Genomic DNA, 23,039 nt, shown 5'->3' on the forward strand with positions numbered 1-23,039 from the left:
GCTCGTGCCCCCGCCCGCCGCGCCGGAGGCGTGACACGGTCCCGTTCCGGCACGCGGCCCGTTTCCGGCATTGACCGTCGGCTAACCGGTCGCGGTCATTCTACGGGGGAGCCAGGTTGCGTATCGGCTCAGTCGTGCGAACGACGCCCCCCGCCGTCCCAGCTTGGACGGCGGGGACGCCCGCCCCGCGCCGCCCTCGAACGGGCGGCCCCGGGCCCGCCGGAGCGGAGGGCCCGCGAGACCGGGGCCTGGGCGGCATCGAACCTTTTCACCGAATGCGATCGGCCGGCGCTCGACCGCCGATCGATGCGCCCGTCGCGCGGCGGGGCGTCGCGGACCGGAACAGGGCCGTGGTGCCGCCTCTTCCCTGGACGAACCGGCGCCCCCGCGCGGCCGCATCGCTCGGGCCGCGTCGGCCCGGGGGCGGATCGTCGTCGCGAAGGGTGCCGTGGACCCACCGCGAAGGATCCGTGCATGCCCCGACACCCGACCCGCCGCATCCCGGCCGCCCTGCCCGCCGCTGCGGCCGGCCTTGCCGCGAGCCTTGCCCTGTGCCTCGCCCTGCCGGCCGTCGCCCAGGGGCAGGGGAAGCCGCTGCCGCCGCCCGCGAGCGAGGTGATGCCGCCGGTCGAGCTGACCGTCGAGATGCGCGACGGTCATCCTGTCTGCCAGCCGGCGGAGCTGCGCCTTCCGGCCGACACCAACGTGGCGCTCAACGTGGTGAGCCGGGCCGACCAGCCGGTGACGATCACCATGCCGGGCCAGTTCGAGAACGGCCGCGTGCTGCACGCCGACGGCGATCTCGCCCACGTGGCGAGCGAGAAGGGCTACACGGTCAAGCGGGAGGGCCGGGGGCAGCTGCGCCTGCGCACGCTCGCGGCCGGCGAGAAGCCCTTCGCCTGCACCGGCGCCAACAGCCGCAGCAACCCGTTCGAGGGCAAGGTCATCCTGACCCCGCCCGCGGGCTGAGGCCGCCGCCCGCAGGACCGAGCCGGCCCTGCGGGCGATAAGGCATGGCAGGTCCCCTCCCCCATCCGTTAAGGGAGGGGGCGATTCCCGGTCGCTGCGTCTCGGCGGCGGGCAGGGGATCGGACCAGTGGATGCGAGATAGAGGGCGCATGGCCAAGCCGGGGGACGACGACGAGCAGGCCATCGACCGCCTGACCCTGTACATGCTGAAAGAGACCTATTGCGCGGCCGCCGGCGCCCTGATGCGGATGAACCCGCTGGCCGCCGAGGCGCTGTTCCAGGCCTTCGAGCGGCAGATCGCCGACGCGCTCCAGCGCATGCACGCCCACCGCTCGGAGGGGCCGGATTCGACCGCCATCGCCATGGCGGTCGGCGACCGGATCGCCGACATCCTCGATCAGGCCCACCGCCGCCAGTTCGAGCCGGCCGGCGCGCCGGGCCCTGAGGATCGCAGCCTCAAGGCCGTGCGGGAATCGGGCCTCTCGAACGAGGCGGTGGAGATGCTGGCCGACCTCCAGCGCCGCTTCCCCGCGCCCTGACCGCAGCCGTCGCCGCCATGACGGCGACGCGACGGCGGCGACGCGGCGGCGGCGACGGGGCCGGGTTCTACTCCGCCGGCACCGCCCGCGGTGCCAGGGGGGCCGGCTCGTCCTCGAACGGGCGCTCGGGATGCATGGTGAAGGCGAGCCCCGCGCCGAGGAGCAGCAGCCCGATCGAGCCGGCGAACGGCAGGATCCAGTTGCCGGTGAGATCCACGATCAGGCCGAAGGTGAGCGGCGAGACGATCGCGGCGAAGGCCGAGCCGAAATTCATCAACCCGCTCGCGGTGCCGGCATATTGCGGGGCGATGTCCATCGGCACCGACCAGATCGGCCCGATCACCAGTTCGAGGAAGAAGAAGCCGCCGCTGAGCATCAGCGCCACCAGGGTCAGGTCCTTGGTGAAGAACACCCCCGCGAGGCAGGCGGCGGCGCCCAGCATGCCGAGGGAGATCACGTTGCGGCGGGCCTTCTGCAGGTCGCCGGTCTTCTTCAGGATGCGGTCGGACATCACGCCGCCCAGCGTGTCGCCGACGACGCCGGCGAAGAACACGCCCGAGGCGAACAGGGCCGAGTTCTTGATGTCGAGGCCGTAGCCGTCCTTAAAGAACGAGGGCAGCCAGTTGAGGTAGAGCCACAGCGACCAGCCGTAGCAGAAATAGGTCAGCGTCACGGGCGCCATGCGCGGGATCAGGCGGCGCCACGGCACCGGCGGCTTGGCGGCGGGCTTGGCCGTCCGGTCGTGGATCGCCAGGCGCTCCAGATCCTCGTTCGTGATGCTCTTATGCTCGCGCGGGTCGTCCCGGTAGTAGAACGCCCAGACCAGCACCCAGGCGAAGCTGACGATGCCGAGGACGACGAAGGCGCCGCGCCAGCCGACATAGGCCATCATCAGCACGACGAGCGGCGGCGTGATCGCGTTGCCGAAGCGGGCGAACGAGTGGGTGATGCCCTGCGCGAAGCCGCGCTGGTCCTTGGCCACCCAGGACTGCATGGCGCGGGTCGCGGTGGGGAAGGTGGCGCCCTCGCCGAAGCCCAGGGCGAAGCGGGCCAGGAACAGCGAGACCACGCCGCCGACGAAGCCGGTCGCCACCGTCGCCGCCGCCCAGATCAGGCCGCAGATCAACAGGGTGCGCCGCGCGCCCCACTTGTCGGCCATCGCGCCGCCGACGATCTGGAACACCGCGTAGGGGTAGGCGAAGGCGGAGAAGACGAGGCCGAGCTCGGTGTTGGTGAGGCCGAGCTCACCCTTGATCGCCGGGCCGGCGGTGCCGACGTTGACCCGGTCGACATAGGTGATGAAGTACATCAGGCAGAGCAGGAACAGCACCATGCCCGGCGCCGTCACGCGGCGTGGGATCGTGATCATCGGAGCTTCCTCCAGTTCAATGGCAAGCACCCCGGGCCCCCGCGTCCGATGCGCGGGCTGGCCCGGGGCGTGGGCGTCGTGAGGCGGATCAGCCGTCGAGGCCGGCGCGCAGGCTCGCCATGGCGGCGAGCACGCCGCCGCGCTGGTGCGGCACGCCGGCCGCCGCGAGGCCCATCTCGACGCCGGAGAGGGCCCCCATCAGGGTCAGGTCGTTGGTCTCGCCGAGATGGCCGATGCGGAAGATCTTGTCGGAGAGCTTCGACAGGCCGGCGCCGAGCGACATGTCGAACTTTTCCAGCACCACCGCGCGGAAGGCGTCCGCGCCCTTGCCCTCGGGCATCATCACCGCGGTCAGCACCGGCGAGTACTCGTCCGGGTTCTGGCACAGCACTTCGAGGCCCCAGGCCTCGACCGCGGCGCGGGTCGCGGCGGCGAGCCGCTGGTGGCGGGCGAAGACGTTGTCGAGCCCCTCCTCCAGCATCATCGCCACGGCCTCGCGCAGGCCGTAGAGCAGGTTGGTGGCCGGCGTGTAGGGGAAGTAGCCCGTGGCGTTGGGCTTCAGCATCTCCTCCCAGTCCCAGTAGGACCGGGGCAGGTTGTTGGACTTGCCCGCCGCCCGCGCCTTGTCCGAGATCGCGGTGAAGCCGAGGCCCGGCGGCAGCATCAGCCCTTTTTGCGAGCCGCTGACGGTGACGTCGACGCCCCACTCGTCGTGGCGGTAATCGACCGAGCCCAGCGAGGAGATGGTGTCGACCAGGAGCAGGGCCGGGTGCCCGGCCGCGTCGATCGCCTTGCGGATCGCCGGAATGCGGCTCGTCACGCCGGTGGAGGTCTCGTTGTGGACCACCATCACCGCCTTGAAGCTGTGGCCGCGATCCTCCGCGAGCTTGGCCTCGACCAGGGCCGGATCGACGCCGTGGCGCCAGTCGCCGGGCACGAACTCGACCTCGATGCCCCAGCGCGCCGCCATCTGACGCCACAGGGTGGCGAAGTGGCCGGTCTCGAACATCAACACCCGGTCGCCGGAGGAGAGCGTGTTGACGATCGTCGCCTCCCAGGCCCCGGTGCCGGAGCCGGGATAGATCACCACCGGTCCCTCGGTGCGGAAGATCGTGCGGCAGCCCTCCAGCACCTCGCGGCCGAGCACGCCGAATTCCGGCCCGCGGTGGTCGATCACCTGCCGGTCCATGGCGCGCAGCACGCGCTCCGGCACCGGGCTCGGACCCGGAATATGCAGGAAATGTCGTCCGGTGCGGCTCGTCATGGTTCCTCCCGTTCAGCCGAATGCCGGGCGTTCCACGTCGCACCCGGTCTTTTCATCCCCCAGGTTTGCATTCATTTTGAGCGGAGACAAGAAGTATCATGCCTTCATTCCACCCATCGACGGCGATCGGACCCGCTGCTACCAATCCCTGATGACTTCCGCCATGACACTCGACGGACCTGACTCGGAGGGCACGGACGGCCCGATCCCCCTCCCCGCCGAGCTGCCCGTCGCGGCGCCGGCCAAGCTGCCCGCGCGGCCCCGGGAAAACCTCGTGCATTCCCTCCACGACGAGGTGCTGGCGCGGCTGCGCGACTTCATCGTCGAGGGCAACCTAGCCCCCGGCGCCCGCGTGCCCGAACGTCTCCTGTGCGAGCGCTTCGGCATCTCGCGCACGCCCCTGCGGGAGGCGCTGAAGGTCCTGGCTTCGGAGGGGCTGATCGACCTGCTGCCGAATCGCGGCGCGCGGGTCCGCCGAATCGGCGAGCGGGAGATCGTCGAGCTGTTCGACGTGATGGGCGGCCTGGAGGCCCTGGCCGGACGGCTCGCCTGCGAGCGCATCACGGAGGAGGCCTACGCGGCGATCGAGCGGCTGCACCACGAGATGTACGGCCACTACCTGCGGCGCGACCTGCACGGCTACTTCGCCTGCAACCAGGCGATCCACGACCGGATCGTCCAGGCCGCGGACAACGCGCCCCTGAGCGCCACCTACACGAGCTTCGCGGGGCGGCTGCGGCGGGCGCGCTACTCGGCCAATCTCGACGCCAACCGCGACCGCTGGGGCGAGGCGATGCGCGAGCACGAGGAGATGCTCGACGCCCTGCGCCGCCGCGCCGGGGCGGAACTCAGCGACATCCTGTTCCGACACCTGCGCAACAAGCGGAAGGCCGCCGCCGACCGCGAGGCCGCGGCACCGGCCCAGAGCGTGATCGAGGTCGGTGAGAGCGCCTGACGCGCGAACTTTCCATCATTTTTGAATGCATTTTGCACGACCGAGCGGCCCGTTCATGCCACGCTTTGCCGCCAATCTGAGCCTGCTGTTCACGGAGCTGCCGCTGCTCGACCGGTTCGCGGCGGCCCGCGCCGCCGGGTTCGCGGCGTGCGAGATGCAGTTCCCCTATGCCGAGCCGAAGGAGACGCTCGCCGCGCGCCGCGCCGAGGCCGGCCTGCCGCTCGTGCTGCACAACCTGCCCCCCGGCGACTGGGCTGCGGGCGAGCGCGGCATCGCCATCTTCCCTGAACGGATCGCCGCGTTCCGCGACGGCGTCGCACGGGCGATCGACTATGCCGGGGCGCTCGGCTGCCGGCAGATCAACTGCCTCGCCGGCCTCGCGCCGCCGGGCGCCGAGCGGGCACGCCTGCGCGCGACGCTCTCCGAAAACCTCGCCTACGCCGCCGACGCGCTGGGCGAGGCGGGCATCCGCCTGCTGATCGAGCCGATCAACGACCGCGACATGCCGGGCTTCTTCCTGAACCGCCTCACTGAGGCAGCCGCGGTGATCGAGTCGGTCGGGTCCGACAACCTCTTCATCCAGGCCGACCTCTACCACATGGCGATGATGGGCGAGGATCTGGCGGAGAGTCTCGCCGCCCACCGCGACCGCATCGCCCATGTCCAGATCGCCGACGCCCCCGGCCGCCACGAGCCCGGCACCGGCACCATCGATTTTCCCGCCGCCTTCGCGGCCCTCGACCGCCTCGGCTACGACGGCTTCATCGGCTGCGAATACCTGCCCGCGTCCGGCACCGAGGCGGGCCTCGGCTGGATGGCGTCCTAGCGCTGAAAGTTCCGGGTTCCCAAAGGGCTAGCCCTTTGGCGGGGCGCCGGGGCAGCGCCCCGGCCTTCTTCCAGGGCTCTGCCCTGGACCCGCGAAAGGACTCGTCCTTTCGAAACCTGCTTCTTCAGAAGATCGGCATGCCGCCCGCGACGGTGATGAGGGCGCCGGAGGTGTAGCTGCTCTCCTCCGCCGCCAGCATGACGTAGGCCGAGGCGAGTTCCGCCGGCTGTCCCGGGCGGTTGAACGGCACCTGGCTTCCGAAGGTCTTCACCGCATCCTCGCTCATCCCGGCGGGGATGAACGGGGTCCAGATCGGACCGGGCAGCACGCCGTTCACGCGGATGCCGGTCTCGGCGAGGAGCTGGGCGAGGCCGAGCACCATGTTGCTGAGCGCGCCCTTGGTGGCGCTGTAGGCGAACAGGGTCGGCACCGGGTGCTTGGAATTGACCGAGGAGGTGAAGATCACCGAGGCGCCGGGCTTGAGATGCGCCAGCGCCGCCTTGGTGGCGTAGAACGGGCCGAAGATGTTGGTCTGGAAGTGTTTTTCGAAGATGGCGTCGTCGATGTCGGCGACCCCCTGGTTCGGCTGCTGGAAGGCGGCGTTGTTCACCAGGATGTCGAGCCGGCCGAATTCGCGGGCGGTGCGCTCGACGATCTCGCGGGCATAGGCCGCGTCCTTGATGTCGCCGGGGAGCAGCAGGGCGCGGCGGCCCGCCCGCTCGATCCAGTTGCCGACGGTCTCGGCATCCTTCTGCTCGTCGGGCAGGTAGGAGATCGCCACGTCCGCGCCCTCGCGGGCATAGGCGATGGCGACCGCCCGGCCGATGCCGCTGTCGCCGCCCGTCACCAGGGCGGCCTTGCCGGCGAGCCGGCCCGAGCCCTTGTAGCTCTCCTCGCCGTGATCGGGCTCCGGCGCCATCCTGGCCGTTTGGCCGGGAAAGCTCTGGGCCGGCGTCTCGAAGGGCGGGCGCGGGTACTTCGTCAGCGGATCGGTCATCACGGCTCCTTCTCGGGGATTGCCGCGACAACCGGGTGCGAGGGGCGCCGTTCCGACGCGGCGACCCTGGGCCGCGGTCAGCGCGCCGGCACGAGGGTCGCGTCGAGCACGCGGGCGACGTGGAGGGCGTCGCGCCCGAGACCGTCGTGGATCTGGTGGCGGCAGCTGGTGCCGTCGGCGACCACGAGGTCGTCGGCGCCCGCCTTGCGCAAAGCCGGGAACAGCGACAGCTCGGCCATGGCGAAGGAGACGTCGATGGTGTCCCGCCCGTAGCCGAAGGCGCCGGCCATGCCGCAGCAGCTCGATTCGATGACGCGCACATCGAGCCCCGGCACGGCGCGCAGCACCGTCTCGACGGCGCCCATCGCCCCGAAACTCTTCTGGTGGCAGTGGCCGTGCAGGTGGGCGACCCGGCCGCCCTGATCGGCGAGCGGCAGGCTGATGCGGCCCGCGGCGAGGTCGGCGGCGAGAAGCTCTTCGAAGAGGAATGCCTTGCTCGCGAGTTCCCCCGCCTCCTCGCGCGGCAGCAACGACAGAAACTCGTCGCGGAAGGTGAAGAGGCAGGAGGGCTCAAGGCCCACCACCCGGGCGCCGGCCCGCACGAACGGCAGGAGCGTGTCGAGGGTGCGCCGGGCCTCCTCGCGCGCCCGGTCGGTCTGGCCGGAGGCGAGGTAGGTGCGGCCGCAGCAGAGCGGGCGGCGGCCCTTGTGCGCGACGACGCGGTGCAGGCGGTAGCCGGCCGCCCGCAGCACCCGCTCGGCGGCCTCGAGGTTCTCGCGCTCGAAAGCGCGGTTGAAGGTGTCGCCGAACAGGACGAGATCGCGGAAGTCGCCGCTCACGTCCTCCGGGTGGGCGACCTCGCCGGTCTCGCGCCAGGGCCGGCGCCACTCGGGCAGCGAGCGGCGGGCGGAGAAGCCGGCCCAGCTCTCGCCGAACCGGGCGAGCGCGGGGTAGCGGTTGCGCAGGTTGAGCAGCGGCGCCAGGGCGGCGGCGACGCCGGCATAGCGCGGCATCTCGGCGACCAGCCGCTCCTTCAGCGGCAGGCCGTGCCGGGCGTGGTAGTGGTGCAGGAACTCGACCTTCATCTTGGCCATGTCGACGCCGGTCGGGCATTCCCGGCGGCAGGCCTTGCACGACACGCACAGGTCCATCGTGCGCTTCATCTCAGGTGACAGGAACGCGTCGTCCCCGAGCTGGCCCGAGATCGCGAGGCGCAAGGAGTTGGCGCGGCCGCGGGTGAGGTGCTGCTCGTCGCGGGTGGCGCGATAGGAGGGGCACATCGCGCCCCCGGCGAGCTTCCGGCAGGTGCCGTTGTTGTTGCACATCTCGACCGCGGGGCCGAACCCGCCCCAGTCCGACCAGTCCAGCGCGGTCTTCTGCGGGGCGCTCACGGCGTAATCCGGCGAGAAGCGCATCAGGGAACGGTCGTCCATCTTCAGCGGGCGGACGATCTTGTTCGGGTTCAGGCGGTTGTCGGGATCGAAGCCGTCCTTCACCGTCTCGAAAGCGCGGGTGAGCTTCGCGCCGAACAGCGGCTCGACGAATTCGGAGCGCGAGATGCCGTCGCCGTGCTCGCCCGAGTAGGAGCCCTTGTGGCGGCGCACCAGCTCCGCCGTCTCCTCGGCGATGGCGCGCATCTTTTTCACGTCGCCGCCCTCCTTCATGTTGAGGATCGGACGCACGTGCAGGCAGCCGACGGAGGCGTGGGCGTACCACGTGCCGCGGGTGCCGTGCTTGGTGAACACCTCGGTGACCGCGTCGGTGTAGTCGGCCAGATGGTCGAGGGGGACGGCGCAGTCCTCGATGAAGGAGACGGGCTTGGCGTCTCCCTTCATCGACATCATGATGTTGAGGCAGGCCTCGCGCACTTCCCAGACCGCCTTCTGGCGGTTGGGCTCCACCACCTCGACCACGGCGTCGGCGAAGCCGTGATCGGCCATGCACTGGTCGAGGCGCTTCAGGTCGCGCTTGAGCGCGGAAAGATCGTCGCCGGCGAACTCGGCGAGCAGCAGGCAGTTGGGCTGGCCCCTGGTGATGTCGGCGAGCGTCGTGCGGAACAGCGGGATGTCGGCGCCAAGTACCAGCACGTTGTTGTCGACGAGCTCCACCGCCACCGGGTCGAGGGCGACGATGTGCTGCGTCGTCTCCATCGCCGCGCGGAACGAGGGGAAGTGGCACACGCCCATGACCCGGTGGGTCGGCAGGCGCGAGAGCTTGAGCGTCACCGAGGTGGTGGCGGCGAGCGTCCCCTCCGAGCCGACGAGGAGATGGGCGAGGTTCGGGCGCGGCTCGATCAGCGAATCGAGGTTGTAGCCGCCGACCCGCCGCTGCACCCGCGGGTACATCTTCTCGATCTCGTCGCGGTTCTCAGCGGCCAGGGCGAGCATGCGCCGGGCGAGGTCGTCCGCCCGCGCGCCGCCGGTGACCGCGCTCGCCTCGTTGCCGGTCAGCCCGAAGCCGAAGGCGGCGCCGTCGTGGAACAGCGCCTCCATGGCGAGCACGTTGTCGCTCATCTTGCCGTAGCGCAGCGAGCGGGCGCCGCAGGAATTGTTGCCGGCCATGCCGCCGATGGTGCAGCGGGTCGCGGTGGAGGGCTCCACGGGGAAGAACCAGCCGTCGGCCTTCAGCCGGGCGTTGAGGCGCTCCAGCACGTGGCCGGGCTCGACGGTGACCGTGCCGGCCTCCGCGTCGTAGGCGAGGACGCCGTTGAAGTGGCGCGAGCAATCGACCACGAGGCCGGCGCCGATCGGCTGGCCGTTCTGCGAGGTGCCGCCGCCGCGCAGGATCACGGGGACATCGAACTGCGCCGCCACCTTCAGCGTCGCGGCGATGTCGGCGGCGCTCTTCGGGAAGACGACGCCCGCCGGCATGATCTGGTAGATCGAGGCGTCCGTGGCGTAGCGCCCGCGGGTGAAGGTGTCGAAGCGGGCCTCGCCCTGCAGCACCTCCGCGAGCTTGCGCGGCAGCCCGGCATCGTTGCGGGCCTTTGCCCGCGCGCTGGGAGCCGGCGCTTCGGGAGCCGCCTCGGCCGGTTTCGCGCTCGCGCTCAAGTGGAACCTCCCTCCCCTCGCCTCACCCTGGATCGGCGCCCGGCGTTTTTGAATTCATAATTCTCCGGAAAGGGCGGGTCAAACGCGACGAGGTCGCGGGGGGACGGAAAAGCGGCCGCCGATGGGACCGGCAGCCGCCTCGCCTGAGCGGGTGTCCTGCGGACTACAGGGCGATCCGCTGCGGGATCGATTCCGGCGCGCGGTGCCGCTCCGCCAGGACGGGCACCGGCAACACGATCGGACGCTCGGGTGCCGCGGCCGCAGCCTGCGCGGCCGGGCCGCGGCGCAGGAGGATCGGGTGCGGCTCCGGCGCCGGCACCACGGGGGCCGGACGCGGCGCGACGGGCCGCAGGCTGCGCTCCATGAAGCCGCGCATCAGCGGCACGATGTCCTGGCGGAAGCGCGAGCCGTTGAAGATGCCGTAATGCCCGGCACCCGGCTGCATGTGGTAGGCCTTGGCCGCCTCGGGCAGGTTCACCGTGAGGTCGAGCGCGGCCCTGGTCTGGCCGAGGCCGGTGATGTCGTCCTTCTCCCCCTCGATCGCCATCAGGTGGCAGCGGCGGATCGCGCCGAGATCGACCGGCTCGCCGTGGTGGCGCAGGGTGCCGCGGGGCAGGTCGTGATTCACGAAGACGCTCTCGATCGTCTCCAGGTAGAACTCGGCGGTCAGGTCCATGACGGCGAGATACTCGTCGTAGAAGGCCCGGTGGCGGGCGGCGGAGTCGCCGTCGCCGCGCACGAGATGGTCGAACATCGCGTGGTGGGCGTCCCTGTGTCGCTCGAGGTTCATCCCCATGAAGCCGGCCAGCTGCAGGAAGCCCGGATAGACCGCGCGTCCGACGCCGGGATAGCCCGGCGGCACGGTGTGGATGCAGTGCCGCTCGAACCAGGAAAAGCCCTTCTCCTGCGCCAGCGCGTTGACGGCGGTGGGCGAGCGGCGGGTATCGACCGGACCGCCCATCAGCACCGCCGAGCGCGGCACGAGCGGGTGCTCCTGCGCCTCCATGCGGGCGATGGCCGCGAGCACCGGCACCGAGGGCTGGCACACGGCCGCGACGTGCAGGTCCGGTCCCAGCGCCGCGAACAGGGCGATGCAGGTGTCGATGTAATCATTGAGGCCGAACCGGCCGGCGGCGACCGGCACCTGCCGGGCATCGGTCCAATCGGTGATGAAGACCTGATGGCTGTCGAGGAAGGCCTCGACGGTGCCGCGCAGCAGCGTGGCGTAGTGGCCCGACATCGGCGCGACGATCAGGAGCTTCGGCTTCGCCGCCAGCGCCCCGGACGGCTCGCCGAACGCGATGACGCGGCAGAACGGGCGCTCCCAGACGATCCGCTCCGGCACGCCGAGTCCGAAGGCCGGCTTGGCGTAGACGCGGGTGGCGCGCTCGAACATCTCGCAGCCGGCGGCCACGGTGCGGCTCTGGGGGGCGTAGGCAAGGGGATTGAACGGATTCTCGCAGGCAAGCCGGGTGACCTCCGCCGCCAGGCGCATCGGTGCGAGCATGAGATGGCCAGCCTCGTATAGAGGGTACAGCATGCGAGCGCTTTCCTGGAGCAGCTCGCTTGACCCAAGCTGTCCTTTTCTTGCGTTGGTGGAGTGTGCAACTCGCCGTGCTGAGAAAAGGTTTCGTTTTTACAAGATCCTCCTGTTGACGGCGCCGGCCGAGCTTCAGAAAACGCAGTCAAAACAGGGGGGAGGTCCGCTGCGCTCGCACGTTTCGACTGGGAGCGCCCATCGCGGGCGCGTACGCGACCGAGCGGACCGTCCTGCCGAAGAGGTCGCGCCCTCGATTGCCTCGGCTCCGCCTCGAATTGTGGATGTTCAGCAATTCGCTGATCGTGGTCCGCTGCTGTCGGTGCTGCGAACACGCGTGACTGGGCGGTCGCCGCGAACGTCGTCACCACCGCCGTCATTCCGGGGCCGCGCAGCGGAACCCGGAATCCACGACTGGGCACGCCCGCCTGTCAAAACGTTCGGCATCTCGGGTGGATTCCGGGTTCTCGCCTACGGCGAGCCCCGGAATGATGGGATTAGGGCATCGATCAAGAAGGCCGGGAAATCAGCGAATTGCTGAACATCCACAGCAATGACGGCGGAGACACCGAAGCGATCCAGCAGAAGACGTCTCAGCCGTTGGCCTGCGTCACGAACTTCGTCGTGAGATAGGCCTCGATCGCCTCCGAGCCGCCCTCGCTGCCGTAGCCGGAATCCTTGACGCCGCCGAAGGGCGTCTCGGGCAGCGCGATGCCGTGATGGTTGATCGAGATCATGCCGGCCTCGACGCCCGCCCCGACCCGGTTCGCGCGGGCGGCGGAGCGGGTATAGGCGTAGGCCGCGAGCCCGTAGGGCAGGCGGTTGGCCTCGGTCAGCGCCTCCTCGTCCTCCGCGAAGCGCCGGATCGCGGCGATCGGCCCGAACGGCTCCTCGTTCATGATCCGGGCCTCGTACGGCACGTCGGCGAAGACGGTGGGCTCGAAGAAGTGGCCGCGATTGCCGATGCGGCTGCCGCCGGTGAGCAGCCGCGCACCCTTGGCCTCGGCGTCGGCCACGAACGCCTCCATCGCCTCGACCCGGCGGCCGTGGACGAGGGGGCCCATCTGCGTCTCGGGATCGAGGCCGTCGCCGACTTTGAGTGCCTTCGAGGCCGCGACGAAGCCGTCGACGAAGCGGTCGTAGACGCTGTCCTGCACGAGGAAGCGGGTCGGAGCGACGCAGACCTGACCGGCATTGCGGTACTTGTTGGCGGAGAGCACCCGCACGGCGGTGTCGATGTCGGCGTCGTCGAACACGATCGCCGGGGCGTGGCCGCCGAGCTCCATCGTCGCCCGCTTCATGTGCTGGCCCGCGAGCGCCGCGAGCTGCTTGCCGACCGCGGTCGAGCCAGTGAAGGTGATCTTGCGGATCACCGGATGCGGGATGAGATAGCCGGAGATTTCGGCTGGATCGCCGTAGACGAGGGCCAGCGCATCGCCCGGCACGCCCGCGTCGAGGAAGGCGCGCACCAGTTCGGCGCAGGAGGCCGGGGTGTCCTCCGGGCCCTTGAGGATGACGGGACAGCCGGTGCAGAGCGCCGCCGAGAGCTTTCGCACCGCCTGGTTGATCGGAAAATTCCACGGCGTGAAGGCCGCCACGGGGCCGACGGGCTCGCGGGTGACGATCTGCAGCACGCCCTCGGCCCGGGCGGGAATGACCCGGCCATAGGCGCGCCGCCCCTCTTCCGCGAACCACTCGATGATGTCGGCGGCGACCCCCGTCTCGATGCGCGACTCGGCGAGCGGCTTGCCCTGTTCGACGGTCATGGTGCGGGCGATCGTCTCCGCGCGCTCGCGCATCAGCGCCGCGGCCCGGCGCAGCACCTTGGACCGGTCGAAGGCGGAGACCCGCCGCCAGGCGGAAAAGCCGCGCTCGGCCGCTGCAAGCGCCTCGTCGAGATCGGCTTGCGTCGCCACCGCGACGCGCCCGACCGGCTCACCGGTGGCGGGGTTGAGGATCGACAGGGTCTCGCCGCCGCTTCCCGAGCGCCACCGGCCGGCAATGTGGAGCGAAACGTCGAGGTCCATGAGCCATCTCCGTGGAAGGGACGGCTCTCATATAGGCGCTGTGCGCCCATGCTGGCACGATCGGTACGCAGGCCAGCCGAGCAACGGCGGGATCCGTACGAGTGCGGCTTCGCGGCGCGGAGACCCGCTGCCCCGGCACCGCGTCATCATGTGTGAGATCGTTGTCTGAAGGCGATCAATCATCGATCGCTAAAAAGGCACCAACTCTTTGCTTCAAAACAGGAAAGAGTTTGGTGCGGCCAAGAGGACTCGAACCTCCACCCCTCGCGGGACTAGCACCTCAAGCTAGCGCGTCTACCAATTCCGCCATGGCCGCCCTTGCCGCCAGGCCGCTTCGTCAGCGGCCGGTGTCTTGTGTGGGCGGCGCAGCGGATAACAGATGCCCGGGGCGGGCACAAGCGCCGGATTCGCGTCTTCGCGTTTTGCCGCCTCGGAAACCGGATCAGAGCCCCATATCGCCGTCGTCGAGGATCGGCACGGCGCCCTCGCCGATCGTCACGCCGGGGGTGCGCACCACCTCGGCCTTGCGGATCAGCTCGGTCACCTCGACGGAGATGCGGTTGCCGGTCACCACGATCTGCCCGCGGGCGATCGGGTGGTCGTTGGCCAGGATCTCGACCATGTCGGTCTCGGTGGCTTCCAGCTCGATCACCGCGCCGCGGCCCATGCGCAGCAGCATGTGCAGCGGCATGTGGCTGCGGCCCAGCACGACCTTGAGATCGACCTGCAATTCGTCCAGGACCGCCACGTGCGGATGCTCCCTTTCTCAACGTTCGGAAAACCTTCCGCATGCAAGGGTGAAGTCTTGGTAAACAATTCCTTCACGGCGGCCGCTTCCCGACTTTCGATCGCACCCGCGACATTCCTGCCGCGCGCGGGCGCCCCGCCGGTGGCCTGGCGCGTGACCGATGCCCTCGTCGGCTACGAGGCGGCGGAGGCCGAGATGGAGGCGCGCGCCGCCGCGATCGCCCGGGGCGAGGCCGACGAACTGGTCTGGCTCCTGGAGCATCCGCCGCTCTACACGGCGGGCACCTCGGCCAAGGCCGCCGACCTCGTCGAGCCGGAGCGCTTCCCCGTCCACCGCACGGGCCGGGGCGGGCAGTACACCTATCACGGGCCGGGCCAGCGCATCGCCTACGTGATGCTCGACCTCAACCGGCGCCGGCCGGATCTGCGGGCCTACGTGGCGAGCCTGGAGGCGTGGCTGATCGCGACGCTCGACGCCTTCACCGTGCGGGCCGAGCGCCGCGAGGACCGGGTCGGGGTCTGGGTGCGGCGGCCGGACAAGGGCCAAGTGAACGGTGTCTGCGTCGAGGACAAGATCGCGGCGATCGGCATCCGCGTGCGGCGCTGGGTGAGCCTGCACGGCATCAGCCTCAACGTCGAGCCGGACCTCTCCCACTTCTCCGGCATCGTGCCCTGCGGCGTGCGCGAGCATGGGGTCACGAGCCTGGCCGATCTCGGCCGCATCGTCAGCCTGCCCGAGGTGGACATGGCGCTGCGCGCCGCCTTCGAGCCGATCTTCGGCGCCACGCGCGACGAGGCCTGATCCGGGTTTCGAAAGGGCGAGCCCTTTCGCGGGTCCAGGGCGGAGCCCTGGTCATAGGCCGGGGCTCTGCCCCGGCACCCCGCCAAAGGGGTGACCCCTTTGGGATCCCGGGAACTTACGCGTCGGCGGTCGCCGTCGGCGTGACCGCGAGCGGCACCGACGGCGCGGTCCGGCGCAGGCGCAGCACGCCGCGCAGCAGCGGCAGGACGAGGCGGGCGAGCCGGATCTGGCCGGGAAGCTGCCGCGGCATCAGCGGGCGGTAGGCGAGGCGCGGGCTGGCGCGGTCCACCGCCGCGACGATCTCGCCGACCCGCGGCAGGGCGGCGATGCGGCGGGCTTCCGCCTCGGGGATGCCGAGCCGACGCGCCCAGGCGAGGTCGCGGCCGAGCCGGCTCTCGGTGTGGAGACGGCGCAGCCGCGCCCGCCAGGCGTAGCGGTGGAGCGCCCGCGGAACGGCCTCCATCCGGGCGTCGCACAGGGCGTCGGGCTCCTCGCACCGGGAGCGGATCGTGTCGGCGACGCCGCCGGCCGCGCGGCCGGTGAGGCGGGCGGAGATCAGCACCCGCACCGCCCGGTCATGGCGCACGCGGAAGCCCCGCTGCAGCAGGGCGCCGACGAAGGCGCCGTCCTCGCCGAGCGGGATCTCCGGCATGCCGCCGACGGCGCGATAGGCGGAAAGCCGCACGGCGAGCGAGGCGCCGATGGTAGTGCGGTGGCAGGGCCAGGGATCGTGCGGATCGGGATCGATGCGCGCCTCCATCTCGGTGATGAGCGCGTCGTATGTGTCCTCCAGCCGGCCGCGGGCGGGGAGCGACGGCGGCAGCAGGGCCGCCTCCTCCGGAATCAGCTCGACCCGGCCGGCGACCGCGTCGGCGCCCGCCTCCAGGGCCGCGAGGTTGGCCACGACCCAGTCCGGCGGCACGATGCTGTCGGCGTCGCTCGTCAGGAGCGTGGCCGCTTCGGCCGTCCCCACCTCCTGAAGCCACGCCTCCGCCGCGTCCATCGCCGCGCGGCGCGCCCAGCCCGCATGCGCGCCCGGATGGACGCGCTCGATCACCCGGACGGGGATCGACATCCGCGGCACGAGGTCGGCCACGATCCCGGCCGTGTCGTCGGTGCAGTTGTTGAGGAACAGCACGAGCCCGAGCCGCCCCGGCGCGAGGCCGGCCTGCCCGTCGATCGCCCCGAGGCAGCGGGCGATCCGCTCGGCCTCGTTGCGCACGGGGATGGCGATGACGGTGTCGAGGGTCGGCTGGATCGGGGAAACGGGCGGCACGGACGGGCTCCGGAAAGGCCGAAGAGGGGCGCCGAACGGACCGGATTCCGGCCCGTCCGACACCTCGCGCGTCGGTTTACGCCACGCTTGATGAACCGCGGCTGATGGTCCCGCACGGCGGAACAGGGTCCGCCGCCCCCGGTTTCCCGGGCAACCCGCAACCCGTCAGATCCTCCAAGGAGCCCTCATGTCGGCACCCGGCAGCCTCAAGGACGTCTATCTCGACGAGATGAAGGACCTCTGGTCGGCCAACGACCAGATGGCCCGCGCCGTGCAGCAGCTCAGCGACCAGGCGAGCGACCCCAAGCTGAAGCAGATGCTTCAGGATTCCGTCGGCGGCATCACCAAGCACACCGGAACCCTCAAGTCCCTGATCGAGGAGAACGGCGGCCAGACCTCGCCCGAGCATTGCAAGGGCATGGAGGGCCTCGTCGCCGAGGCGCTCAAGCACGGCATCAAGGAGGCGCCCGGCGACGGCCGCCTGCGCGACGTGCAGATCATCGCCCAGTATCAGCGCATGTCGCATTACGGGCTGGCCGGCTTCGGTTCGGCCGCCGCCTACGCCAAGGCGCTAGGCAAGTCCGATCAGGAGAACCGGCTCAAGAGCGCCGTCTCCGAGATCTACAAGAGCGACGAATTCGCGAGCCGCCTCGCCGAGAGCGTCGAGCGCGCCGCGGCCTGACCGCTCATCCGGCGGGCCGGCCCCGCCCGGCCCGCCGTGACGTCCCCACGCCTCCCCGGCCATCCCGACGATCGGCCCGCGCCGCGTGACCGGCGCGGGCCGATCGCCCGCGTCCGGCCACGCGCTGTTCAAGGAGACCCCCGCATGAGCGTCCTGTCCGCCCTCGGCCTGACCTCGGGCAAGAAAGTCCGCTACGCCGTCGTGGCGCTCGGCGACATCTCGCAGGAGGCCATGCTTCCGGGCGTGGCGCATACCGGCAATTCCGAGGTTACGGCCTTCGTCACCGGCGATCCCGAGAAGGCGCGCCGGGTCGGCGAGCGCTACGGCGTCACCGAAACCTACGGCTACGAGCAGTTCGGCGACCTCCTCGCTTCCGGCACGATCGACGCGATCTACCTCGCGACCCCGAACTGGCGCCACGCCGAGTTCGCGATCCCCGCCCTCAAGGCCGGCATCCACGTGCTGGTCGAGAAGCCGCTGGAGATCTCGACCGAGAAATGCCGGGCGATCATGGCGGCGCAGGCCGCCTCTTCGGCCAAGCTGATGGTCGCCTACCGGCTGCATTTCGAGCCGGCGACGCTGGCCACGATCGACCTGATCCGCTCCGGTCGACTCGGCGAGATCCTGACCTTCACCTCGACCTTCACGCAGATGGTCTCGCCCGAGAACCACCGGGCGACGAGCGGCGTCGAGGGCGGCCCGATCTTCGACATGGGCCCCTACCCGATCAACGCCGTGCGCTACCTGTTCGGCGACGAGCCGACCGAGGTGGTCTCGGCCGTCGGCGTGCGCCACCCGGAAGCCGGACTCGGCGATTTCGACGACACCGTCGCCGTCACCCTGCGCTTTCCGAACAACCGCCTCGCGCAGTTCGTGCTGTCCTATTACGGCAACGTCCTCGACAGCTACGCCGTCGTCGGCACCGAGGGCAGCGTCGAGGTCAATCCGGCCTACATGTACGGCAAGCCGCTGGAGCGCACGGTGACGCTCGGCGAAAGCAAGAGCCACGAGAGCTTCAAGAACACCGACCATTTCGGCGGCGAGCTGAAGTACTTCTCCGATTGCATCCTGAACGGCACCGATCCCGAGCCCGACGCCGAGGAAGGCTACGCCGACCTGCGGGTGATCGAGGGCATCCTGAAGGCGCTGGAGACTCGCGGGCCGGTGGCGCTGGAGCCGTTCACGCGCCGGCGCCGCATCGACACCGAGGCCCAGCGGCAGACGCTGTCGGCACAATCCGCGCCGGATCTCGTGAACACCTCCAACCCCGGCAAGGGCAAGGAGAAGGTGCCGAAGAACTGACGCGGTTTCCGGTTGATCGCTTCGGTCTCTCATTCGTCATTGCGAGGCGAAGCCGTGGCAATCCAGGGCGCGCCCTCTCCGGAAATGTCGCGACCTGGATCACTTCGGCTCCGCCTCGTGATGACGGAGGGGGTCAAACCCGAACCAATCAGCCGGAAGCCGTATGACGCGCCTTCGAAACAGGCACCATCGCCCCGCAGGGATCCGGAAATCGATGATCTTCCTCTACGGAATCGCCCTGCTCGCGGGCATCGCCACGGCGGTGCAGCCCGGACAGAGCACGCAGCTCGCCAAATCCTTCGGCGGGCAGCCCTTCGCGGCGGGGCTCGTGTCGATGCTGGTCGGCACCGCCACCATGCTCGTCATCGGCCTCGCCACCGGGCGGCTGCAGCTGCCGAGCCTTCAGCAGGCGGGCGGTACGCCCTGGTGGGCCTGGGGCGGCGGCGTGCTCGGCGCCGGCGTGATCCTGGCCCAGCTCTTCGTCGCGCAGCGGATCGGGGCGGCGACCTTCCTCGGCCTCCTCGTGACCGCGGGCGTCGTCACCTCGATCACCCTCGACCATTTCGGGCTCGAAGGCTTCGCCACCCATCCCGCGAGCCTCGCGCGCCTCGTCGGCGGAGGGCTCATGATCGTGGGCGTCGCCCTGGTCGCCCTGTTCTGAACCGGACCGCGCCGACGGCCTGAGCCCTACTCCGCCGCCTGCCGGAGCCGGGGCGGGGTCGCGGACGGGGTCCCGGCCCTGGCCCGCTCCAAGGCCGCGTCGAGGGCCTCGCTCAGCGAGGTCACGAGCAGGTCGGCCGAGATCGCCCGCCGCAGGCGCCCGAGGGAGGCCGGGTCGCGCTCGCGCCAGAAGCCGACGAGGATCGTCACCCCCGGCGCGGCCTTGCGGGCGCGGCGGATGGTGAGGCGGATCTGCGACAGGCTGATCGGGTCGAGATAGGAGAAGCAGATCATCGCCGGGCGCTCGCCCTCGGGCAGGCCGTCCCGCAGCCCGTCGGCCGCCGCCACCCGCGCGCCCAGGCCGTGGCGGGAGAGCGTCTGGGCGAGCATCAGCGTCGCCGCCTCGTCGAAGGCGCCGCCGCTCGGCACGCACAGGACCGGCGCCGCACCGCGCCAGGCCGGGGCCAGGTCTTCGGGGCTGAGCACGATGCCGGCCGTGCGCCGGTCCGGCCCCACCGCCGCGAAGGCGGCCTCGGCCTCGGCGCCGCGGGGCTTGCGCGAGCGCTTGAGGAGGCCCGGGCGCGTCTGCCCCAGCGCCTCGGCCACGGCGCGAAAGCCGGCGCCGACCTCGCCCTGCCGCTCCCGGTCGAGCATGCCGCGGGCCGCATCCTCCTGGGCCATGCGCAGGCCCGGCAGCACGACCTCGTCGTAGTAGGTGACGAGCGCCCGCTCCTTGAGGAACAGCCGGCCCTGGTCGATCGCCTCGGCCGGGTCGCCCGCGAGCATGCGCTGGTAGAAGATCTCCTGCGGCCCGAGCGCCGGGCGGTCGCCGAGGATCACGTCGAGGAACCACAATCGCTCGACATGGCGCCCCAGCACCACGAGGCAGACGGTGAGCGGGGTGGCGAGCAGCAGGCCGATCGGCCCCCACAGAAAGGTCCAGATCGTCGCCGCCAGGATCACCGCCACCGGCGAGATGCCGGTCGAGTGCCCGTAGAGCAGCGGCTCGACCACGTGGCCGGCGATGGGCTCGACCACGACGAACAGGATCGCGACCTGGATCGCCATCGACCAGCCGGGATCGACCGCCACCGCGATGGCGAGCGGCAGCACCGCCGAGATCACCGCGCCGACATAGGGCACGAACCGGGCGATGCCGGCGATGACGCCGAACAGGATCGGGCTCGGCACGCCGATGAACCACAGGCCGGCGCCGATCACGAGGCCGAAGGCGACGTTGAGGATGAGCTGCGCGATGAAGAACCGGCTGAGCCGGCTCGTGGCGTCGTCGATCGCCGCGGTCGTCCGGCGCAGGTCGCTCGATCCCGCGAGCCGGATCGCGCGGTTCCGCAGATCCTCGCGCTGGAGCAGGATGAAGATCGTGAACAGCAGGATGAGGCCGAGCGTCGCCAGCGGGTGCAGCACGCCGCCCGCCACGCTGCCGAGCGTCGTCAGCAGGCCGGAGCGCGGCGCGTGGATCTCGACCTGCATCGGCCGCTCCGCCGTGCCCAGCGCCGCGCCCGTCTCGGACTCGGACTTGGCGGGCGGCTGCAGCTCCTTGCCGACTTCCTCCGCCATGTCGAAGAAGCCGGAGAAGGTGTCCGACAGGCCGCCCCGCTCGGCGGTGGCCGCGCGCAGGGCCGTGATCTTGTCGCGGAGCGTCAGCGAGTAGCGCGGCAGGTCGGCGGCGAGCTGCGCCGCCTCCCGGGCGATCAGGCTGCCCACCGCGCCGAGCGTCCCGAAGGCGAGCAGCACCACGAGCAGCACGGCGGCCGCCCGCGGCACCCGCAGGCGCCGCAGCCAGCGCACGGCGGGCACCAGGACGAAGCTCAACAGGATCGCGAGCGACACCGGCACGAGGATGTCGCGGCCGAAATAGAGCGCGCCGGCGAGCGTCACCACCAGCAGCAGCGAGGCGAGCGTGGTGACCACCGGCAGCGCCTGCCGCAGGAGCCGCTGGGTGACCGGATCGGTGGTCATGGCGTCCTCATGATGGCGTCATGCGTCGAGAGATGCAGTCGATCCCACCCGCCCCCTTCATCCTGAGGATGGGAGGATCGATCCGCTCACTCCGCCGCCCCGATCGCCGTGCCGATCTGGGTGAGCAGTTTCGGAAAATCGATCGGCTTGGGGTGGTAGTCGTCGCAGCCCGCCTGGATCGCCTTGTCGCGGTCGCCCGACATGGCGTGGGCGGTGAGCGCGATGATCGGGATGGCGCGGGTATCGGTCGCGGCCTTCAGGGCGCGGGCGGTCGACCAGCCGTCGAGGATCGGCAGGTTCATGTCGAGCAGGATCACGTCGGGCTGGGCGGCGCGGGCCTGCTGCACGCCCGCCTCGCCGTCATGGGCGAGCACCACCTCGTAGCCGCGGCGCTTGAGCCGGCGGGAGAGAAAGTCCCAGATCTCCTCGTGGTCTTCCACCAGCAGGATTTTTCCCGACACGCCCGAAACCCCTCACTCGCGCTGCACGCGCCGTCCGCGACCTAACGCGCGGGAAGGCGTTGCGGTCTCATGGGGCCGCGCAATCCGTGTTCCTTGCCGTAACCCTTGCCGTAACCCTTGCCGTCTCCGTTGCATGTTCGTCGCCTTGTCTCGCTCGGCTCCGCACGGTTAAGGGGTCAGACGGGCGGATCATGCGGGGCTGACGCGGTGCGGGATGGCGGGGCGGAGGACGGTGACCCGCGCATCGCGGCGCTGCTCGCGCAGCTCTCGGCGCGCGCGGCGCCGTTCTCGATCGGCGGCCGCGACGACCTCGCCGGGCTCGGCCTCGGGCGCGCGGCCCTGACGCCGCACATCGACCCGCAGGCGCCACCGCGCTGGTGGGCGAAGGAGACGGGCGGGCTCGACCTGGCGGGGGCCGACCTCGCCGACGCCCGCCTGGAGGAGACCGACCTGTCCGGCGCCAACCTGCGGCGGGCCTCGCTCGCCGGGGTGCTCGCCCGCTCCGCCGGCTTCGCGGGCGCCTGCGTGGAGGAGGCGGACTTTTCCGGCGCCGACCTCAGCGGCGCGCGCTTCACCGGGATCGCCGGCGGGCAGGCCTCCTTCCGCGAGGCGATGATCGAGGATGCCGACTTCTCCGGCGCGACCATGCGCTTCGCCCGGCTCGACAAGGCTTTGCTCGACGGCGCCCGCTTCGAGGGCGCCGACCTGTGGGGCACCGACTTCACCGGCGCGGATGCCGACGATTCCGTGTTCCGGAAGGCCCGGCTCGACGAGGCCAACCTCTCCGACTGCAACCTGACCGGCGCGGATTTCGAGGATGCGAGCCTGAAGAAGGCGCGGCTCGTCGGCTCGCGGCTGCGGGGCGCCAACTTCTCCGGGGCGCGGCTCGACGGGGCCGACCTGTCGGGGGCCGACTTCTCGCGCACCAGCCTCGTGCGGCTCGACCTCACGGCGTGCAAGCTGCGCCACGCGCGCTTCGCCGGGGCGTGGCTGGAGGGTGTGCGGCTCTCCGTCGAGCAGATCGGCGGTATGGTCGGCGAGGAGGAAGCGGGCGAGTACGAGGCGGCCCAGGCGAGCTATCTCGCGCTCGAGCGCAACCTCCAGAGCATCGGCAGCCACGAGGGCGCGAGCTGGGCCTACAAGCGCGGGCGCCGCATGGGCCGCCGCCACGCCGGCGTGCGCGCCCGCGAGGCCTTTTCCACCCGCGATCTGCGGGGAACCCTGAGCCACGGCTACCGCTGGGTCGCCGACCGCTTCGTCGAGTGGCTGTGCGATTACGGCGAGAGCCTGTCGCGGATCGCCCGCGCCTTCCTCGTCGGCATCCTGCTCTTCGCCGCGGCCTACGGGGCGACCGGCGGCCTGTTCCACGAGGGCGCGAACACCCCGACCTACAACCCCCTCGACCTCGTCAGCTACAGCGCGCTCAACATGATGACCGCCAACCCGCCGGAGATCGGCGTGAAGCCGCTGGGCCGCGTCACCAACCTGCTGGTCGGGTTCCAGGGCGCGGCGGGGATCGTGCTGATGGGCCTGTTCGGCTTCGTCCTCGGCAACCGGCTGCGGCGTTGAGCGGCGGATCCGACTTTTGATTTCGCA

At 70.9% G+C, this 23,039-nt stretch carries 19 protein-coding genes and 1 tRNA gene; 9 read left to right on the top strand and 11 right to left on the bottom strand.

The window, feature by feature from the left end:
- The first annotated feature begins 474 nt into the window (after positions 1 to 474).
- Positions 475 to 969 (top strand): cupredoxin domain-containing protein, encoded by a 495-nt coding sequence (locus ABS772_RS24005; protein ID WP_350397201.1) that lies wholly within the window; start codon positions 475 to 477, stop codon positions 967 to 969.
- Between the two features lie 149 nt (positions 970 to 1,118).
- Entirely contained in the window at positions 1,119 to 1,508 is a 390-nt protein-coding gene (locus ABS772_RS24010) for a hypothetical protein (protein WP_350397202.1), read from the top strand.
- 67 nt (positions 1,509 to 1,575) lie between these two features.
- Here ABS772_RS24010 and ABS772_RS24015 read toward each other — a convergent pair whose 3' ends face one another.
- Together ABS772_RS24015 and ABS772_RS24020 are read right to left on the bottom strand one after the other, a co-directional pair.
- Positions 1,576 to 2,877, bottom strand: a complete 1,302-nt coding sequence (locus ABS772_RS24015) for an MFS transporter (protein ID WP_350397203.1) — start codon at positions 2,875 to 2,877, stop codon at positions 1,576 to 1,578.
- An 88-nt stretch (positions 2,878 to 2,965) separates the two neighbouring features.
- On the bottom strand, positions 2,966 to 4,141 hold the full coding sequence (locus tag ABS772_RS24020) for a pyridoxal-phosphate-dependent aminotransferase family protein (protein ID WP_350397205.1): 1,176 nt from the start codon (positions 4,139 to 4,141) through the stop codon (positions 2,966 to 2,968).
- 163 nt (positions 4,142 to 4,304) lie between these two features.
- On the opposite strand from ABS772_RS24020, the gene ABS772_RS24025 reads away from it, so the two are divergent.
- Together ABS772_RS24025 and hyi are read left to right on the top strand one after the other, a co-directional pair.
- Positions 4,305 to 5,096, top strand: coding sequence for a GntR family transcriptional regulator (locus tag ABS772_RS24025; RefSeq protein WP_350397206.1), 792 nt, complete (start codon positions 4,305 to 4,307; stop codon positions 5,094 to 5,096).
- Between the two features lie 55 nt (positions 5,097 to 5,151).
- Positions 5,152 to 5,922 (top strand): hydroxypyruvate isomerase, encoded by a 771-nt coding sequence (gene hyi / locus ABS772_RS24030; protein ID WP_350397207.1) that lies wholly within the window; start codon positions 5,152 to 5,154, stop codon positions 5,920 to 5,922.
- 124 nt (positions 5,923 to 6,046) lie between these two features.
- On the opposite strand, the gene ABS772_RS24035 is transcribed toward hyi, so the two are convergent.
- From ABS772_RS24035 to ABS772_RS24060, 6 genes are all read right to left on the bottom strand, one after another.
- Positions 6,047 to 6,919 carry an SDR family oxidoreductase gene (locus ABS772_RS24035; protein ID WP_350397208.1) on the bottom strand — a complete coding sequence of 291 codons (873 nt, stop codon included), beginning with the start codon at positions 6,917 to 6,919 and terminating at the stop codon, positions 6,047 to 6,049.
- A 77-nt stretch (positions 6,920 to 6,996) separates the two neighbouring features.
- Positions 6,997 to 9,969 (bottom strand): FAD-binding and (Fe-S)-binding domain-containing protein, encoded by a 2,973-nt coding sequence (locus tag ABS772_RS24040; RefSeq protein WP_350397209.1) that lies wholly within the window; start codon positions 9,967 to 9,969, stop codon positions 6,997 to 6,999.
- Between the two features lie 163 nt (positions 9,970 to 10,132).
- Positions 10,133 to 11,509 (bottom strand): polyhydroxyalkanoate depolymerase, encoded by a 1,377-nt coding sequence (locus ABS772_RS24045; RefSeq protein ID WP_350397210.1) that lies wholly within the window; start codon positions 11,507 to 11,509, stop codon positions 10,133 to 10,135.
- A 590-nt stretch (positions 11,510 to 12,099) separates the two neighbouring features.
- Positions 12,100 to 13,533 (bottom strand): NAD-dependent succinate-semialdehyde dehydrogenase, encoded by a 1,434-nt coding sequence (locus ABS772_RS24050; RefSeq protein ID WP_350397211.1) that lies wholly within the window; start codon positions 13,531 to 13,533, stop codon positions 12,100 to 12,102.
- 231 nt (positions 13,534 to 13,764) lie between these two features.
- Positions 13,765 to 13,849, bottom strand: a tRNA-Leu gene (locus ABS772_RS24055).
- Between the two features lie 126 nt (positions 13,850 to 13,975).
- Positions 13,976 to 14,281: a FliM/FliN family flagellar motor switch protein gene (locus ABS772_RS24060; protein WP_238256838.1), complete on the bottom strand. Its 306-nt coding sequence runs from the start codon at positions 14,279 to 14,281 to the stop codon at positions 13,976 to 13,978.
- Between the two features lie 57 nt (positions 14,282 to 14,338).
- On the opposite strand from ABS772_RS24060, the gene lipB reads away from it, so the two are divergent.
- Positions 14,339 to 15,082 (top strand): lipoyl(octanoyl) transferase LipB, encoded by a 744-nt coding sequence (gene lipB / locus ABS772_RS24065; RefSeq protein WP_238256839.1) that lies wholly within the window; start codon positions 14,339 to 14,341, stop codon positions 15,080 to 15,082.
- 115 nt (positions 15,083 to 15,197) lie between these two features.
- Here the strand turns inward: lipB and ABS772_RS24070 are convergent, their stop codons facing one another.
- Positions 15,198 to 16,358 carry a glycosyltransferase gene (locus tag ABS772_RS24070; RefSeq protein WP_350397212.1) on the bottom strand — a complete coding sequence of 387 codons (1,161 nt, stop codon included), beginning with the start codon at positions 16,356 to 16,358 and terminating at the stop codon, positions 15,198 to 15,200.
- 187 nt (positions 16,359 to 16,545) lie between these two features.
- Between ABS772_RS24070 and ABS772_RS24075 the strand changes: the two genes are divergently transcribed.
- The 3 genes from ABS772_RS24075 to ABS772_RS24085 all read left to right on the top strand — a co-directional run bounded on the left by ABS772_RS24075 (position 16,546) and on the right by ABS772_RS24085 (position 19,003).
- Positions 16,546 to 17,040 carry a YciE/YciF ferroxidase family protein gene (locus ABS772_RS24075; protein ID WP_350397213.1) on the top strand — a complete coding sequence of 165 codons (495 nt, stop codon included), beginning with the start codon at positions 16,546 to 16,548 and terminating at the stop codon, positions 17,038 to 17,040.
- A 144-nt stretch (positions 17,041 to 17,184) separates the two neighbouring features.
- Complete coding sequence (locus tag ABS772_RS24080; protein WP_350397214.1) at positions 17,185 to 18,342, top strand: Gfo/Idh/MocA family protein; 1,158 nt, start codon at positions 17,185 to 17,187, stop codon at positions 18,340 to 18,342.
- A gap of 214 nt (positions 18,343 to 18,556) precedes the next feature.
- Positions 18,557 to 19,003, top strand: a complete 447-nt coding sequence (locus tag ABS772_RS24085; RefSeq protein WP_350397215.1) for a DMT family transporter — start codon at positions 18,557 to 18,559, stop codon at positions 19,001 to 19,003.
- A gap of 26 nt (positions 19,004 to 19,029) precedes the next feature.
- On the opposite strand, the gene ABS772_RS24090 is transcribed toward ABS772_RS24085, so the two are convergent.
- Both ABS772_RS24090 and ABS772_RS24095 read right to left on the bottom strand, forming a co-directional pair.
- Positions 19,030 to 20,982 carry an AI-2E family transporter gene (locus tag ABS772_RS24090; RefSeq protein ID WP_350397216.1) on the bottom strand — a complete coding sequence of 651 codons (1,953 nt, stop codon included), beginning with the start codon at positions 20,980 to 20,982 and terminating at the stop codon, positions 19,030 to 19,032.
- 86 nt (positions 20,983 to 21,068) lie between these two features.
- Positions 21,069 to 21,443, bottom strand: coding sequence for a response regulator (locus ABS772_RS24095; protein WP_238254810.1), 375 nt, complete (start codon positions 21,441 to 21,443; stop codon positions 21,069 to 21,071).
- Positions 21,444 to 21,650: 207 nt separating this feature from the next.
- Between ABS772_RS24095 and ABS772_RS24100 the strand changes: the two genes are divergently transcribed.
- Entirely contained in the window at positions 21,651 to 23,012 is a 1,362-nt protein-coding gene (locus ABS772_RS24100; RefSeq protein WP_350397217.1) for a pentapeptide repeat-containing protein, read from the top strand.
- The last annotated feature ends 27 nt before the right edge of the window (positions 23,013 to 23,039 follow it).

Origin of the sequence: Methylorubrum podarium (assembly GCF_040270385.1) — a bacterium.
GTDB lineage: Bacteria > Pseudomonadota > Alphaproteobacteria > Rhizobiales > Beijerinckiaceae > Methylobacterium > Methylobacterium podarium.